Source organism: Paenarthrobacter sp. OM7 (assembly GCF_029873575.1).
In the GTDB taxonomy this organism is placed as follows: Bacteria; Actinomycetota; Actinomycetes; order Actinomycetales; family Micrococcaceae; genus Arthrobacter.
Genome location: NZ_CP123579.1, coordinates 1,550,785 through 1,565,934, shown reverse-complemented (window position 1 = coordinate 1,565,934; position 15,150 = coordinate 1,550,785). Strand labels below are relative to the sequence as shown.

Annotated in this window: 17 protein-coding genes; 12 read left to right on the top strand and 5 right to left on the bottom strand. The window is 64.6% G+C overall.

Features of this window, described 5'->3' with window-relative positions:
* Nucleotides 1-23: 23 nt before the first annotated feature.
* Nucleotides 24-455: a hypothetical protein gene (locus tag QEH68_RS07315; RefSeq protein WP_280627552.1), complete on the bottom strand. Its 432-nt coding sequence runs from the start codon at nt 453-455 to the stop codon at nt 24-26.
* Entirely contained in the window at nt 437-868 is a 432-nt protein-coding gene (gene umuD, locus QEH68_RS07310; RefSeq protein WP_026542753.1) for a translesion error-prone DNA polymerase V autoproteolytic subunit, read from the bottom strand. The genes QEH68_RS07315 and umuD overlap by 19 nt, the downstream gene beginning before the upstream one ends.
* 253 nt (nt 869-1,121) lie before the next feature.
* On the opposite strand from umuD, the gene QEH68_RS07305 reads away from it, so the two are divergent.
* Nucleotides 1,122-1,553, top strand: coding sequence for a hypothetical protein (locus tag QEH68_RS07305; RefSeq protein ID WP_280627551.1), 432 nt, complete (start codon nt 1,122-1,124; stop codon nt 1,551-1,553).
* Nucleotides 1,554-1,577: 24 nt separating this feature from the next.
* Here the strand turns inward: QEH68_RS07305 and QEH68_RS07300 are convergent, their stop codons facing one another.
* Nucleotides 1,578-2,174, bottom strand: coding sequence for a dihydrofolate reductase family protein (locus QEH68_RS07300; RefSeq protein ID WP_280627550.1), 597 nt, complete (start codon nt 2,172-2,174; stop codon nt 1,578-1,580).
* A 51-nt stretch (nt 2,175-2,225) separates the two neighbouring features.
* Nucleotides 2,226-2,354, bottom strand: a complete 129-nt coding sequence (locus QEH68_RS07295) for a hypothetical protein (protein WP_280627549.1) — start codon at nt 2,352-2,354, stop codon at nt 2,226-2,228.
* On the opposite strand from QEH68_RS07295, the gene QEH68_RS07290 reads away from it, so the two are divergent.
* From QEH68_RS07290 to QEH68_RS07240, 11 genes are all read left to right on the top strand, one after another.
* A complete protein-coding gene (locus tag QEH68_RS07290) occupies nt 2,353-2,784 on the top strand; it encodes a hypothetical protein (RefSeq protein ID WP_280627548.1) in 432 nt (143 codons plus the stop codon). The two genes, QEH68_RS07295 and QEH68_RS07290, sit on opposite strands and share 2 nt — an antisense overlap.
* A gap of 148 nt (nt 2,785-2,932) precedes the next feature.
* Nucleotides 2,933-5,668 carry a GMC oxidoreductase gene (locus QEH68_RS07285; RefSeq protein ID WP_280627547.1) on the top strand — a complete coding sequence of 912 codons (2,736 nt, stop codon included), beginning with the start codon at nt 2,933-2,935 and terminating at the stop codon, nt 5,666-5,668.
* A complete protein-coding gene (locus QEH68_RS07280; protein WP_280627546.1) occupies nt 5,665-7,698 on the top strand; it encodes a hypothetical protein in 2,034 nt (677 codons plus the stop codon). Before QEH68_RS07285 ends, QEH68_RS07280 begins: the two co-directional genes overlap by 4 nt.
* Nucleotides 7,695-8,750, top strand: a complete 1,056-nt coding sequence (locus QEH68_RS07275; RefSeq protein ID WP_280627545.1) for an alpha/beta fold hydrolase — start codon at nt 7,695-7,697, stop codon at nt 8,748-8,750. The genes QEH68_RS07280 and QEH68_RS07275 overlap by 4 nt, the downstream gene beginning before the upstream one ends.
* Nucleotides 8,747-9,730: an acetoacetate decarboxylase family protein gene (locus tag QEH68_RS07270; RefSeq protein WP_280627544.1), complete on the top strand. Its 984-nt coding sequence runs from the start codon at nt 8,747-8,749 to the stop codon at nt 9,728-9,730. The genes QEH68_RS07275 and QEH68_RS07270 overlap by 4 nt, the downstream gene beginning before the upstream one ends.
* The gene (locus QEH68_RS07265; RefSeq protein ID WP_207596851.1) at nt 9,727-10,209 is read left to right on the top strand and encodes a DUF1772 domain-containing protein; all 483 of its coding nucleotides are present in this window, start codon (nt 9,727-9,729) and stop codon (nt 10,207-10,209) included. Before QEH68_RS07270 ends, QEH68_RS07265 begins: the two co-directional genes overlap by 4 nt.
* On the top strand, nt 10,206-10,682 hold the full coding sequence (locus QEH68_RS07260; RefSeq protein WP_280627543.1) for a hypothetical protein: 477 nt from the start codon (nt 10,206-10,208) through the stop codon (nt 10,680-10,682). The genes QEH68_RS07265 and QEH68_RS07260 overlap by 4 nt, the downstream gene beginning before the upstream one ends.
* Nucleotides 10,679-12,034, top strand: coding sequence for a patatin-like phospholipase family protein (locus tag QEH68_RS07255; RefSeq protein WP_280627542.1), 1,356 nt, complete (start codon nt 10,679-10,681; stop codon nt 12,032-12,034). Before QEH68_RS07260 ends, QEH68_RS07255 begins: the two co-directional genes overlap by 4 nt.
* 156 nt (nt 12,035-12,190) lie before the next feature.
* Nucleotides 12,191-13,111 carry an FAD-dependent oxidoreductase gene (locus QEH68_RS07250; protein ID WP_280627541.1) on the top strand — a complete coding sequence of 307 codons (921 nt, stop codon included), beginning with the start codon at nt 12,191-12,193 and terminating at the stop codon, nt 13,109-13,111.
* A gap of 135 nt (nt 13,112-13,246) precedes the next feature.
* Nucleotides 13,247-13,939, top strand: a complete 693-nt coding sequence (deoC, locus tag QEH68_RS07245) for a deoxyribose-phosphate aldolase (protein ID WP_207596848.1) — start codon at nt 13,247-13,249, stop codon at nt 13,937-13,939.
* Nucleotides 13,940-13,993: 54 nt separating this feature from the next.
* On the top strand, nt 13,994-14,221 hold the full coding sequence (locus QEH68_RS07240) for a hypothetical protein (RefSeq protein ID WP_089594218.1): 228 nt from the start codon (nt 13,994-13,996) through the stop codon (nt 14,219-14,221).
* Between the two features lie 119 nt (nt 14,222-14,340).
* Here the strand turns inward: QEH68_RS07240 and QEH68_RS07235 are convergent, their stop codons facing one another.
* Entirely contained in the window at nt 14,341-15,150 is an 810-nt protein-coding gene (locus tag QEH68_RS07235) for a metal-dependent hydrolase (RefSeq protein WP_280627540.1), read from the bottom strand.

Sequence of the window (15,150 nt, the reverse complement as noted above, 5' to 3'; positions counted from 1 at the left end):
AGGGCACAGTGCCCTGACACCCATCACACCGAACCACGACCAACTCCAGGGCCATGGTCAAAAGAGCGCTCCAAGGCAGCGATGAGAACTGCGGGCCACAGCCGGTCCAACAGGTCCACCGGCCTGGCGCCGCGAAGCGCCGGGCAACCGGTGACCATCCACGCGGCAAAGTAGTTATGCGGAATCCTCAGGGCCATGGCCCGCGCAAACAGCCCCATCACCGCAGGGTGAAAGGACAGGTCTTCCTGGAACTGGAAGCCCGGGCAGTACGTGCCATCCGCGGAAAACACCCGCACCACTTGTTGCATCACCGGTTCCGGATCCTCATGTATCTGCGCAAGCCGGCTCCGGACCCTTTCCAGGCTTGGCAGGCCGAACTCGGCGCCCATCCGTTCCCACAGCTCGCTGGGAATGGGACCTTGCGTATGGGCCGGACTCAGATGTGGTGCAGGCACGTGGTGGCAACTCCCCAGATGGTGAGTTCGGACAGTGCCGGCACCCGGATGTCCGGATACTTGGGATTGTCGGCCTGAAGGATCACTCCCGAAGGCGTGACGCGGAGCCTTTTGATGGTCAGTTCACCATCAAGGACAGCCACGACGACGGACCCATCCTTCGGCTCCAGCGCACGGTTGACGATCAGCTCGTCTCCATCACTGATCCCGGCACCTTCCATGGACTGCCCCGTCACCCTGACCACAAAAGTGCTGGTGACGTCCTTGATAAGGTGCTCGTTGAGATCGATCCGGCCATCAAAATAGTCCTGCGCCGGCGACGGATACCCGGCCGCCACCGGGAGAGGTGCCAGCAAAACCGACATCAGGGAAAAGCCCGCATCTATCACGCGGGGGCCGACTATCACGCCCACAACACACCTTTATTCGAATATATGTTCGATACTCGAGTGTACAGCGGATGACGGACATTGTTGTCACTCCGCGAAGTTTGCTGCGGCGCCAGGAAGCCGGCGGAATGGAGGGCCGCCGTTCATGCGTCTTGGCGAAAGACAGGTATTTTAGGGAAGGTCAAGCGAACTGCTACTTGGCAGGAACTGAACAAACCACCGTCTTCGGCTACAGGGTTCAATACCGCGGTGGCCGGATATCGCGCATTGGAGAGCCATGACCGCCCGGAGCAAGGACGTCGCTGATGCGCTCAGCGCCGATGTCACACGCATAGTCAAGGAACGCTACCCGGATGAGCTGGCACGCGCGCAGGCCGTCCACGCACGCTCCGAGAAATTGGTTCTCGCGTTCATGGTCTCCTCGGTTGCGCTGTGGTTCCTCGGTCCGGCTCTGTTCCTGAACGGCCTCATCAGCCCGGTGGTCGCCATCGTGGTGCCGGGGCTGCTGACCCTCGGGTTCCTCACGATCGTGCTCGTCGCCATCGTCCGCAACAGGGCTGCGGCGCGACCCATCGTCGAGTACGCGAAGCAGTGGGGTCAGAACGTCACCAGCGTGACGAAGAAGGGCATTACCGTCGCCGCCCCAAAGGGCGCTATCACGGTACCCGCGGAGTTCCGTGAGACACGCAGGGTCACCCGCCAGCACTGATACCGCGATGGCGCCAGGTCCGGATCAGCGCTGCACCCGATACCGCACGTGGGTGACGAGTCCGGTCCCGCGCGCTTCGATCGGTTCAAGCGTCACGTCCCCCACGCCGTCGAGCAGCCGTTCGCCACCACCCAGGATCACCGGCGAGATGTGAAGCCGCAGCTCGTCCATGAGGCCTGCGGAGAGATACTGACGAGCGGTTTGCGCTCCCCCCGCAATCGCCACATCCCTATCCCCGGCGGCTTCCCGGGCCTGGGCCAAGGCCGATTCGATGCCGTCAGTGACGAAGTGAAAAGTGGTGCCACCTTCCATCGCCAGCGGCTCGCGCTGGTGATGGGTCAGGACGAAAACAGGTGCATGATACGGGGGTTCCTCACCCCACCAGCCGCGCCATTCCTGATCCCACGGGCCCGATCCGGGACCGGCGAACATGTTCCGGCCCATGATGTAAGCACCAGCTTCGAGGATGCCCGCGATCTCAGCTGCGCTGGCCTCCCGCTCCTCGAACTGCCAACGGTGCAGGCTCTCGCCGCCCTCCCCCAGCGGCTTGTCCGGGGACTGGTTGGGCCCGGCAACAAATCCGTCAAGGGAAACAGTCAGATCACAAGTGACACGGCTCATGCGCCCATCCTGCCACCGCACGCCCGGTGCGGCCAGGGGCCAGCCCGGCCATCACAGCACCACCTGCATGGCGTTCGGCCGTTCCATGCGGAGCATCCGGCGGCGCATCTGTACGGCAGAACGGACGAGCCCTACGCTGAACCTGTCCACCAGCGCGACGACGCGAAAAGAGGCATCCATGGCACGGGATCCAAAACCCACGTTGGAGCAACTGACGATCCTCGTCGGCGAGTGGGAAACGTCAGTACCTGGCCAGGAGGTCTCCGGCCGGACGACTTTCGAATGGCTGGAGGGTGGCGGCTTCCTCATCCAACGATCCACGGTCCAGCGGCCGGAGTACCCCAATGCGGTCAGCGTCATTGGTGCCACCGGCTCGGACGGAGCCTTCCAGCAGCACTATTTCGATTCCCGAGGGGTCGCCCGGATCTACGACATGACGCTCAAGGACAACGTCTGGATTCTCTTCCGGGATGGCCCGGACTGGCCCCAGCGCTTCGTTGGCCGCCTCACCGAGGACGGCAACACCATCACCGCCCGCCTGGAGCGCGGCACCTACCCGGGCGGGCCGCTGGAGCACGACTTCGACATGATCTACACCCGGATCGTCTAGTGCACCCTGAACCCAAGTACGCCACCTCATTTACAGATCCCCTGCCCGGTGGGAACATAAGCCCCATAGTCCGCGGAGGCAACGCCCGGCCACACCCGGCGGCGTCAGCTGCAGCTATGTAGTCAGCTCTCCTCTGAGAGGAACGGCCATGGGTCGTCTGGGGACCGGGAACAGTGGGGATGCGGGGTCTGAGCCCGCGTCTGATCCGCCACGCCACCGCGGCAGCGGCATCGGCAGCGGCATCGAAAAAGTCGACGCAGTGGTGGTGGGCTCCGGCTTTGGAGGTTCCGTTGCGGCGCTTCGACTGGCCGAAGCCGGACAGTCCGTTGTGCTCATGGAACGCGGCAAACCATACCCGCCGGGCAGCTTCGCGCGCTCGCCGTCGGAGATGGGCCGCAACTTCTGGGATCCGGACCGCGGCTTGTATGGACTCTTTGATGCCTGGACGTTCCGCGGCACGGAGGGACTGGTGTCCAGCGGGTTGGGCGGCGGCTCACTCATCTATGCCAACGTCCTCCTGCGAAAGGACGAAAAGTGGTTCGTCAACGAGTCCCCGATCCCCGGCGGTGGTTACGAGAATTGGCCCTTCACCCGGGCTGACCTTGATCCCTATTACGATGCCGCCGAAGCCATGCTGCAGCCTGTCCCGTATCCCTACAAGGACACCGCGAAGACCCTTGCCATGGAGAAGTCCGCCGCGAACCTGGGGCTGTCCATCACCCGGCCTCCCATTGCCGTCACGTTCTCAACGGCGCCTGGCACGGAGCCCCGGACCAATCACGCCTTGCCCCTTCCCGGCTACGGGAGCATCCATGGTCCCACCACGGTGCGGACCACCTGCACGCTGAGCGGTGAATGCGACATCGGGTGCAACGCCGGCGCCAAGAATACGCTGGACCACAACTACATTTCAGCGGCGTCCTTCAGGGGTGCCGATGTCAGGACGTTCCACGATGTCCGCGGTATTCGGCCGTTGGACTCTGGAACGCAGGGCGGAGGCTATGAAGTCCGCTATGTGGTGCACCATCCGGATCTACACGGCGAACTCCTCACAGAACGCATCATCCATTGCCGCCGGCTCATCCTGGGGGCCGGCACGTTCGGCACCAACTTCCTCCTGCTCCGCAACCGTGGCTCCCTTCCGGCGCTCAGCGACGCCCTGGGCACCCGCTTCAGCGGCAACGGCGACCTTTTGACGTTCATCATGGGCGCCAAGACTCCCCCGGCCAATGGCTCACGCCCGGGTGTCCGGACATTGACCGGAAGCCGCGGGCCGGTGATCACCACAGCCATCAGGGTCCCGGATTCGAACGACGACGACGGCGATGGTCGCGGCTACTACGTGGAGGATGCCGGGTATCCGGCCTTCATGAACTGGCTCATGGAAACAGCCCAACTGCGCACCACCATGAAACGGACGGTGAAACTGGCGGGGCAACTGCTCAAGGACAGGTTGTTCGACGCCGGCCGCTCCAACGTCTCCGCAGACCTCGCCGCAGCACTGGGCGACGGCCGATTGTCGTCCAGTTCGGTGCCTCTGCTGGGAATGGGAAGGGACATTCCCGACGGCGTCATGACCCTTCGCGACGGGAGGCTGGCCATCGCCTGGACCATGGCAACGTCCAAGGAGTATTTCGGCCGCGTCCGCGAGACCATGGAGGCGATTTCCAAGGACTTGGACGGGGACTTCATTGACAACCCCTTGTGGTGGGCCAAGCGTGTCATTACGGTTCACCCCATTGGAGGCGCCCCGTCCGGCCGGCATCCGGGGGAAGCCGTCTGCGATTCGTATGGGGAGGTGTTCGGATACCCGGGACTATTCGTCGTTGACGGAGCCGCAATGCCCGGTCCGGTCGGCGCCAACCCGTCCCTGACCATCGCCGCATTCGCAGAGCGTACCTGCGCCCACATCATCGAGAACGCAGACAAGGCGCAACACCGGGGCATCCGTCCGGAAGACACTGAAGGCTCCGGCGGGGCCCGCGAAAAGGTGGCCGTTGAACGGGAGGCAGCAGGCGCCGTCGTCGACGTCGGTGCATCCGCTCCGCGCGCGTTGGCGCCGGACGCTACCAAAGGCAAGGCGGCACCAGCGGAACTGCCCGCGAGCGCAGCGCCTGAGGTACCTCAGGCGCGCAGCCGCGGACTCGGCGGGCCTGGCGCTCCCGACGCCCCAGAGACCACCTCCGTGCGGTTCACCGAGCAGATGCACGGTTGGTTCAGTCCCGGCACCACCGATCCGGAAAAGGGACGGAGCCTGGGCCGGGACCGCAGCCGGAAGATCATGTTCGAACTGACCATTACCGCCGAGGACATGGAGGCGTTCGCGACCGATCCGAACCACCCTGCCAAGGCCGAGGGCTACGTGCTGGCGGACTACTTTGGTGGCCGGATGCCGGTAGAGCGGGGCTGGTTCAATCTCTTCATTCCGGATGCGTCCGACGACGGCGCACCAGCCAGGCGCATGCTCTACCGCTTGTGGCTTCGGGACCCAGGTGGCACGCCGTTCACGTTCACCGGGCACAAACTGATCCATAACGAGGCAGGTTTCGACCTCTGGGCGGACACCACCACCCTGTACGCCACCATCCTCCGCGGCCATGTGCCGCCGGATGCTGTGCCACCCGATCCAGGGACGCCGAACGTTGCACCGCCGGACGCCGGTCGGCCCGTTGCAAGCGGCGCTGCCCAGGCAGGCGTAGTTGGCGCCGGGATCCTCTTCATCCGGCCTCTCGACTTCGCCAGGCAACTGACCACGTTCCGGGCCGAAGGACCGGCCCCGGCCGCAGGCTTGATGACCTTCGGCAAACTGTTCGCCGGCGAACTCTGGCAGGTCTACGGCCAGGGTCTCAGACGCGTACCGTTCCCGTTCACGTCAAAACAATGAAAAGCCGGGAGCTCGCGAAACACCACGCCGCACTGGGCTTCACACCCCAGACGGCGGTTCGTTGGCTCTCGCCCCTGTCCTTGGCCAGAACCGCGTTGAAGGTCGCGGCGGCCACAGTCTTTGCCGATTTTGGCGATAAGCGCGAGCTTGAGGGAAGCTTTCCAGCGGACCCCTTGCGTTTGGACAAACTTCCCGTCCCGGGCCAACCGGCGCAGCCCGTTGTCAGCAGCCGCGGGCTTCCCTCACCTGCCGATCTCGAGGATGAGCCCGCCGCGGCTCCGGCAACGACGGAGATGTGGCTCGATTTCACGGCCGACCTCGGCGATGGCTTCGATGCCACCTACACGGTGGCATCCTTGCTGGCCCAGGACACCCTGACGGTGGACGGGCATGAACTTCCCCGTGGAAGGGTGCTGGTCCTTGGCGGGGACGAGGTCTACCCGGTGGCGTCGCCTGCGGCGTACGAGAACCGGATGGCGGGCCCGTACCGGACGGCGTTCCCACCTGTGTCGAGTGGCCCGGTGAGCGGGCCAGGAAGCGCCGGCGCCGCGCACAACGGGCCCCACAACGCGCCTCCGGTCATGCTGGCGCTTCCCGGCAACCACGACTGGTACGACGGCCTCACCTCGTTCATCCGGGTGTTCACCAGGCAGCGGAGCATCGGAAACTGGCGGACCATCCAAACCCGGAGCTACTTTGCCCTCCGGCTGACCGGAATCCCTCCCGGACCGGGCCGGAACGGCACCCCCGGCTGGTGGTTGCTGGGCTTGGACAGCCAACTGGGGCAGTACATCGACGAGCCACAACTGGACTATTTCTACCGGAACGTCACTCTGCAACTGCAGCCCGGCGATGCGATCATCCTCTGCGTCGCTGCTCCGTTCTGGGTTGACGCCACTCAACCCTGGTGGGGTGAATTCCGGCAGGTGAACTTCTTCGAGCAGGACTATCTGCGCCGCCGCTTCAACCCTGAAACGGGCCTCTTCGACGCCACAGGTGCCAGCGTCAGGCTCTGGCTCACCGGAGACCTCCACCACTACTCCCGCTACGAGGAGTCCCCTTCCCACCATCACTCCCCCAACCAGCACCAGACCACGGATCCGGGCAGGACCCAGATGATCACCTGCGGGCTGGGCGGCGCTTACCTCTCGGATACCCACGGACTGCCGGAACATCTCACCCTGCCTGCCGCGCCGGCTGCTCCCGGTGAATCGTCCAGTGTGCGGGACACACAACGGACGGGCCCACAACAGACGGGCCCAGGCCGCGCCTTCACCCGCACGACCACCACCTTCCCCGGCCAAGGGAACTCCCGCCTGCTCGGCCCGCAACTGGCCAACCCCTTCTCGCAGTTCTGGCTCCCCATCCGCAACCCCGGCTTCGGACTATCGCTGGGCATCATGCACGTGGTGGCCGCCCTGGCGCTGTGGACGGTCTTCAGCGCCTTTCGCGGGGAAGGATTCGTGGACGGCCTGCGCAGCCTGAGCCGCGGAGACACCCCGGTACTTGTCATTGTCCTGATCCTTGCAGGGCCGCTCCTCCTGGCGATTGCCTCGTTGTCCGCGCGTTCGCTGGGCGTGGCCCAGGCGGGCATCGTCGTTTTCGCCCGCGGCGCCCTGTACCAGCTGTCCGCGCTCGCGGTGAGTACCGCCGTCGTGATCCTTGTTCCTTGGCCGGAGATCTGGCCGGACGTCGTGATCCTGCTCCTGGTGCTTGGCCTGGTACATCTGGGCGGGTGGGCGCTTGGCAGCGAGGCCTTCGCCCTGTACATCCTGGCGACACCCAGTGGCGAGGTGGCCTCGTGGAAGATGTCAGGCCAGGCGATCGAGGACCACAAAGGCTTCCTCCGCATCCACCTCTCACCCGACGGCAACCTCACTGTCTACCCGTTGATGGTGGACACCGTCTGCCGCGACTGGCAACTGGCAACGAACGACGACGGCGCGCGGCTGGTTCCGGTGACCGGCCTGCCTGCCGTGCGGCTGCTTGAAGAACCCATCACCATCGCACGGAAGGGAAACACCCCATGATCATCACCCGTGCCGAGCACAGGACCGAGGTCATTCCTCTCCGTGCCCGGGACAACACGCCCTTGAGCCTGGTCCACGTCACCTCACCCCTTGAAGCGGTCAAGGGGCCGGTGATCCTGGTTCACGGTTCCGGAGTGCGGGCCGAGCTGTTCAGGCCGCCGGTCCGCACCACCATCGTCGATGTCCTCCTCGAAGACGGGTGGGATGTTTGGATGCTGAACTGGCGGGCATCGATCGACCTTGATCCCCTGTCCTGGACGCTTGCCGATGCCGCCGTGTACGACCATCCTGCCGCCGTCGAGCACGTCCTGAACGCTACCGGCGCGGAGACCATGAAAGCCGTCATCCATTGCCAGGGCTCTACGTCGTTCACGATGTCGGCCGTGGCGGGGCTGCTGCCGCAGGTGGACACCATCGTGTCCAACGCGGTGTCCCTGCACCCCGTAGTGCCGGCGTTCTCGCGGCTGAAAATCAACTACCTCACGCCCGTAGTCAAAGCCTTCACGCCGTACCTGTCGCCGGCGTGGGGGTACAGGTCCCAGGGCTACTTCACCCGGGCCATCCGGGGCCTGATCAAAGCCACCCACCATGAGTGCGACAACACTGTTTGCAAGATGGTCAGCTTCACCTACGGCAGCGGCCGCCCCGCCCTCTGGTCCCATGAGAACCTCGACGACGCCACCCACCAATGGCTCACCGGCGAGTTCGCCGAGGTGCCCGTGACGTTCTTCGAGGAAATGGGCTGCAGCATCAAGGCCGGGCACATGGTGGCCGCCGGCGACCATCCGGAATTGCCGGACAACCTGGTGGCCGAAGCCCCTCAGACCGATGCGAGGTTCGCCTTCATCGCAGGTCTGGACAACCTGTGTTTCCTGCCCGAAAGCCAGCAACGCACCTACGAATTCTTCCAAAAGCACCGCCCCGGGAAGGATTCACTCCACCTCATCCCCGGGTACGGCCACCTGGACGTCTTTTTCGGCGACCACGCCTGGCAGGACACCTTCCCCATCATCGTCGACGAGCTGAACCGAAACCCGGAGTCGAAGCCATGAAGAACCTCACCGAACTGGCCGCACCCTTGCTCAAGCTCCTCCCGTCCCCGGTTCCGCGGAGGCAAGAACGGCTTCGCGGACAGCATGCGTTCGCGGACGGGATCAAATACGTCATGCCAGTCAATTCCGACGACTCACCGGTGTTGATGGCGGCCTTCCCCATCAACAAGCGGGCAGCCGCCGCTGCACTCCCCGGTTCGGAAATGCGGCCGTTCACCCTCGGCGGCAAAGGGCTCCTGGTGGTGACAGTGGTCAACTACAAATCCACGGACATCGGCAAGTACATCGAGTACTCCCTGGCCATCGCCATCACCCACGGCAGCAGGCCTGCCCCGCCCATCCTTCCCCTGCTTTTCCAAAAGACGTTCAAGCTCGGCCAGTTCGTAGTGGACCTGCCCGTCAGTACCGAAGTTTCCGTGAAAGGGGGCAAAGGAATCTGGGGCATGCCCAAGCACCAGGCCAATCTGGACTTCGTAGTTACGGACACCACCGTGTCAGCCCAATACGACAAGGACGGCCAGTTGGGTTGCTACATCGAAATTGAACGGCCGGCCGGACCAGGGGCAACCCAGCTTCCCCTCAAACTTGCCGCGTCCAACTACTGTGTGTTCCGGAACATGCTCTGGAAATCGGACATCTACTTCGAAGCCACCGGGGACATCGCCCTCGGCGCCCAGGCCAAGGCGCGGCTCATCCTCGGTGACGCGCCCGGCGTCGAGCCTTTAAGGGACCTGCAGGTAGAGAGCAAACCGGTGTTCACCGCCTGGCTGCCCCAAGCCCACGGGGTCCTGGATGACCATTACGAAGCGTGGTTCCTCACGGCTCCCACCCAACTGGAGGCCGTGGCCCTTCGCGGCGGGGACATGATGGACAGCGTGGTGGACCTGGGCCAAGGGCAGGAATGGCTGGCGCCACCGGACCGGAGCCGGGTCCCGGGCGCTGCCGCACCAAGTGCCGACTCCCGTGGTGGTGTCCAGTGAACTGGCTCCTCCTGCTCAACGCCCTCTACTTCCTCTTCGGGGCCACCATGTACGTGGGCACCATGTGGGTCCTCAAGTTCTTCCTCTACCCCACCTGGGAATCGTTGGCCCGGGACAACGTGGACATGCACTTCGGCATCCCCACCCGGGCGGCCACCAAGTTTTTCACCATCGTGGTGCCCATCATGTTCATCTCCGGCGGCATTCTCGTCTGGTCCGAATGGGGAACCGTCCGAGTCATCCCCGCCATCATTTGCCTGCTGGGAATCATTGTCCTGACCTGGGTGGGCCAAGGGATCATCATCCCCATTAACGTCCGGATCCGTGGCGGCGACTTCGCGGACGACGCCGAGCTCAGGTCGCTGCTCAAACGCTGGATGATGCTCAACGACATCCGTTTCTACGTCTCCACCCTGACCTGGGCGGCCATGGTGTGGCTGTTGGTGGACCGCGGCCGGCTGCTGGAGTCCTACGCGTGACCGCGCACCAGCCGGCACCCTCCGGGCGCCACCCCCGGAAAACACACCCGCCGGGCACCGTTGCCTGGGCCGTGGCCGATCCCCTCCGCGCCGTCCTCGCGGTCATCGCCGTCATCACCGTCCTGACCGGAGCCGTGCAGGTCCCGTTCGGTGGGCCAGTCCTGCAACTGATCGGCGCTGACTCCACCCCCGAAACCCGCCAACTCTTCGGCACCGTGGGAATGTTCATGGTGGTGGTGGGCGGACTGCTCCTCCACACCCTCCTCAACGCTGTTCCCTCCCCCGAGGTGGTGTTGTGGTCCGGGCTCCAGAAAACCGGCGCGTTCGGGGCCGTGGGCATCGGCGTCCTCAACGGTGTGTTCGCGCCCATTGCCCTGATGGTGGCCTTCTTTGACCTCGCAACCGGGATTCTCCTCTACGTGTATTGGCGCCGTCTCAGCGCCGCACCTGCCAACTCCGGGTTGGCAGGATGAAGCACCCGGCAAAACGCTCACTGGTCCTCGCCGGCGGCGGCATGCGGGTGGCTTGGCAAGCCGGAGTGGTAAAGGCGCTCACCGAGGAAGGCTTGGAATTCCAGCACGTCGACGGCACCTCCGGCGGGATCCTCACGGCCGGCATGATTCTCTCCGGCGTCTCGCCGGATGAGATGTGTGCCCGGTGGTCGGGCGTCGACGTCAAGGACTTCGGCTCAGCACTGCCCGTGGGCGACTACCTCAAGGGTCCGTGGTCGTTGCCCGCCGTTGGCGACGCCGACGGTATCCTCAGCAAGGTCTTCCCCGCCTTGGGCATCAACGACGCCACCATCCGGGCCCACGCAGCGGAACCGGACGCCGTCGAGGGTTCCTTCAACGTGGTGGAGTTCACCGGAAAGCGCTGCCACGCCATCGACGCCACGGACATTGATGCCGGGCTCATGGCTGCCGGCATGTCACTTCCGATCTTTCTCCCGCCTCTGCGGCGGGACGGAAAAGTCTGGACCGATGCCGTCTGGATCAGGGACGCCAATGTGGCCGAAGCACTGCGGCGTGGGGCCGACGAAGTGTGGTTGGTCTGGTGTATCGGAAATACGCCTTACTGGGGCGACGGGCCGCTGGAACAGTACGTACACATGATCGAGATGAGTGCCATGGGCGCCCTCCTGGCTGATTTCGATGCTGCCGAGGCTGCCGGACGCGAATTTGTGCTGCACGTAGTCCGTCCCCGGCACCCCCTTCCTCTGGATCCAGAGTTCTATCTGGGCAGGATCGATGCCGATACGCTGATCGGCATGGGCTACAGGGACGCCCGCGCCTACCTCGATTCGAGGACTGACACCGGATTGGCCAAGGATGCCAACTGCACGGCGATGACAGAGCCTGCGCCGGGTGTCCGCGTCAACGACACCCTCCGGGGCGACTTGGACGGATCGCCCGTGACGTTCAAAGCCACGGTGGTCCTTCCCTCCGATCCCGGGGACGAAGCGCCGCAGCTCAGCGGCTATCTGGAGCACTCCCGGTTCGGGCGGGTCTTCCTGGCGGGCGGGCGCGTAGAGACCCACGGCGACGACGTCACCTACCGTGCCCGCATAAGGGTCGACGGCGGGTGGCAGAGTCTTGCGGTAACCCGCACATTGCACGATGACCCGGGGCCGGACGCCTGGGCGGATTCGCGGCGAGCCAGGCTGGAAGTGGGTGGACTGGTGGCCGATCTGACCATGAGCCTGGCCGACGCTGCCGGCTTTCTGGCTTCCGTTGAACCCGTCGGCGCCCACGGTTTCGTGGACCGTGCGGGCGCGGTGGCAGGCTTCGCGGGGAACGGTTTCCGTGAGCTCCTGCGCCGATACTGACGCCTGCGGCAGGCCCGATGTGACGCACGTTATTACCGGCCGGTAAACACCACGCTTCAGATCCGCCAAAGATGGCAACAGCGGGGAAACACCCGCGAAAAACCGGCCGCCTACGCTGATGATCAACAGCAGGTCATCTGAGCGAAAGGGCCAAACATGTCCGCCACCCCGTCCGCACCCTCCCTCCACATCGTCATCGCAGGCGCAGGCCCAGCGGCCCAGGCATTGGTGCGGCGGCTTGCAGGAAGGTCAGACTCCCGGCAACGCGCTTTCGACGGAACCATCACCGTCCTCAGCAACCGCGATGAGTGCCCTGACGCTCTACTGGAACTCGCCGAGCTCCCCCAGGTTTCGATCCGTTTCGGGCAGCCGGCCAGCTTCATCGACTCCGACGCCAAAATGGTCACCACCGTGGACGGCCTGGAATTTTCCTACGACCAGTTGGTCATCGCCACCGGTTCTGCCCCTTCCCTCCCGCCCGTAGCCGGAGCCGAAGCGGGCCTGAGCTACTCCACCATCGACGACGCCGCGACCATCGGTGAGGCCGTCAAGGAGGTCACGAGGATGGTGGGCCGCCGTCCCCTCGGAATCCTGGTGGGCAGTGGGCCCGCCGCCGGCCAGGCAGAGGCCGTGCTCCGTTCCCGTGGAGTCCGGCCAGTCCGCACCACCCTTCGCCCCGCCGCGGTGATTGCCGATCCCATTCCCGTTGCTTCCACAACTCCTGTTGCGTCCACTGCCGCAGGCGCACCGGAGTCCAACCTGCCGGCCACTGGCATCCTGTTCGAGGACGGCAGCAGCATGAAGGGGGACCTCGTGGTCATTGCCGAGGAACGCACGGCCCGTAACGACCTGGCCGCGAGCGCCGGCTTGGCGGTGGCGTCCGACGGCGGCATTTCCGTGGGGCGCGACCTCGCCACCTCCGTCCCGGGCATCTGGGCGATCGGCGACGCCGCTTCGTGCGACGGCCTCCGCCTTGGCCTGCTTCTCTCCGCTGAGTCTTCTGCGATGTTGTGCGCATCCGGCATGCTGTTGGGGACACGGGGCAGCTCTGACCAGCAGGTCCCCATGGCGGCTTAGCCCGTCCTGGGGCCCGCCTTCCACGGCACCCAGGCCCTCCCTGCGGCAGGCAACCCATGTGGCAAGATGGTCCTTTGACGGGCAGTGACAACCCTGCGGCCACCGGGCCGGCCACGCCCTGCACGGAAGGATCCCATGAGCAACCAAGCCGTCGCCCCGGCGAACATCGCCTCCTACATCGACCACACCTTGCTGAAGCCGGAGGCCAGTGAAGCAGACGTCCTCAAGGTCTGCGCCGAGGCCATCGAATACCGGTTCAAGTCCGTCTGCGTGAACCCGGTCTGGGTCAAGACCGTCACCAAGGCCCTCAAAGGCTCCGGTGTGCTGACGTGTTCGGTCATCGGATTCCCACTGGGCGCTACGCCCAGTGACGTCAAGTCTTTTGAGGCCCGCGGAGCCGTGCTCGATGGTGCGGACGAGATCGACATGGTGATCAACATGGCCTCTGCCCGGGCCAATGACAAGGGTGCGCTGGTGGACGACATCAGGGCTGTAGCCGAGACGGTCCACGCCGGTGAGGCCATCCTGAAGGTCATCATCGAGACGTCCATGTTGACCGACGAGCAGAAGGTCATCGCCTGCGAAGCGGCCGTGGAAGCAGGTGCGGACTTCGTGAAGACCTCCACCGGCTTCAATGGCGGGGGTGCAACGGTTGAGGACGTCGCCTTGATGCGCAAGACCGTTGGACCGGACCTCGGGGTCAAAGCCTCCGGTGGCGTGCGCTCCCTCGCCGATGCACAGGCTATGATTGCTGCTGGTGCAACACGTATCGGAGCAAGTTCCGGAATTGCCATCGTCAAGGGTGAACAAGGTTCATCCGCCTACTGAGGCTTCCGCAACTGCCAAAGAATTTTTGAGCCCCGCGGGGCCGAGGAGGAACGAATGTCCAAGAACGCAACAAGCGCCCCCATTGAACGCGAGAACAACCTGGGCACAAGCATTGTGCTGTTCGTGGTCATGATCGTGCTCTTCCTGGGCTCCATCTACTCGCTGTCCTTCCTGAGCTTGGACAACCCGTGGCCGATGGCCGTTTGCCTGGGCCTGTTCGCGCTGGCTTTCTGGATCCCGCAGACCATTCTTGGCCGTTCTGATTCCGCCGGCGAAAGCTAAACCTTTAGATACAGCGAAGCGGCCCAGGTTGATGCCTGGGCCGCTTTCTTTTAACCAATTGGACGCCCGCCCGCGATGCAGTCAGGGGCAATCCCGCCAGGAGCAATCCCGCCAGGCCGTCACGGTAACTGCACCACGCCGCCCAAGGCCGCCAGGACACCGGGCCAGTGCTGTTGCGCCAGTGTCCATGCCGCGGCTCCCATGCCCACCATGGCATAACCACTGACGGGAATCAGGACCAGCCACTCGCGTCGGGAACCAGCCCGCCCCAGCAGTGGAATGGAGAAGGCCCCGTTGGACCGCCAAATTCCGCTGGTCACCGATTTGCGCAGGAATTTAGGTGGCTTGATGACAATCGGCCATAACAGCGGAACTCCCCCCACCGTGATCATGTCCCCCACAATGTGCACCACTACGCCGGTGAGCATGGACAGCGGCAACCAACCCCACTGATCCGGCGCGAACCACGTCACCAGGCCGGCCATGACCAATGCGAACAGCCAGTTGGTAATCCAGCCTGACTTCGGGAACAGGTTCAACGCCTTGGCCGCCAGGTTGATCATGAACATGCACAGCAACCCCGCGCCCACAGACAACTTTCCCATGGGCGTCACCATCTGGAACTGCGCGGCCATTGCTGCCAGCACAACAAAGGCCGAGGCCCCCAACAGGGAATGCGTCCCTTGGCGGTGCCCGCCGCTGGCCTTCTCAATTCCCACCGCAATCATGTTGGACAACGGCGGCAGGGAGTTGGCGATCGTGCTGTGGCGGTGGTCCCAGTCCACCACCAAAGCAGTTCCCGCCGTCGCCATGGCACCGATCAGGATCCCGGTGGAATCCAAGGGGTACCAACCCAGGGCGTACGGGCCGGTTGAGGCAATAGCTATCCACGCCGCGGCTCCCGACGCGGCGTGATGTCCTCCCATCAT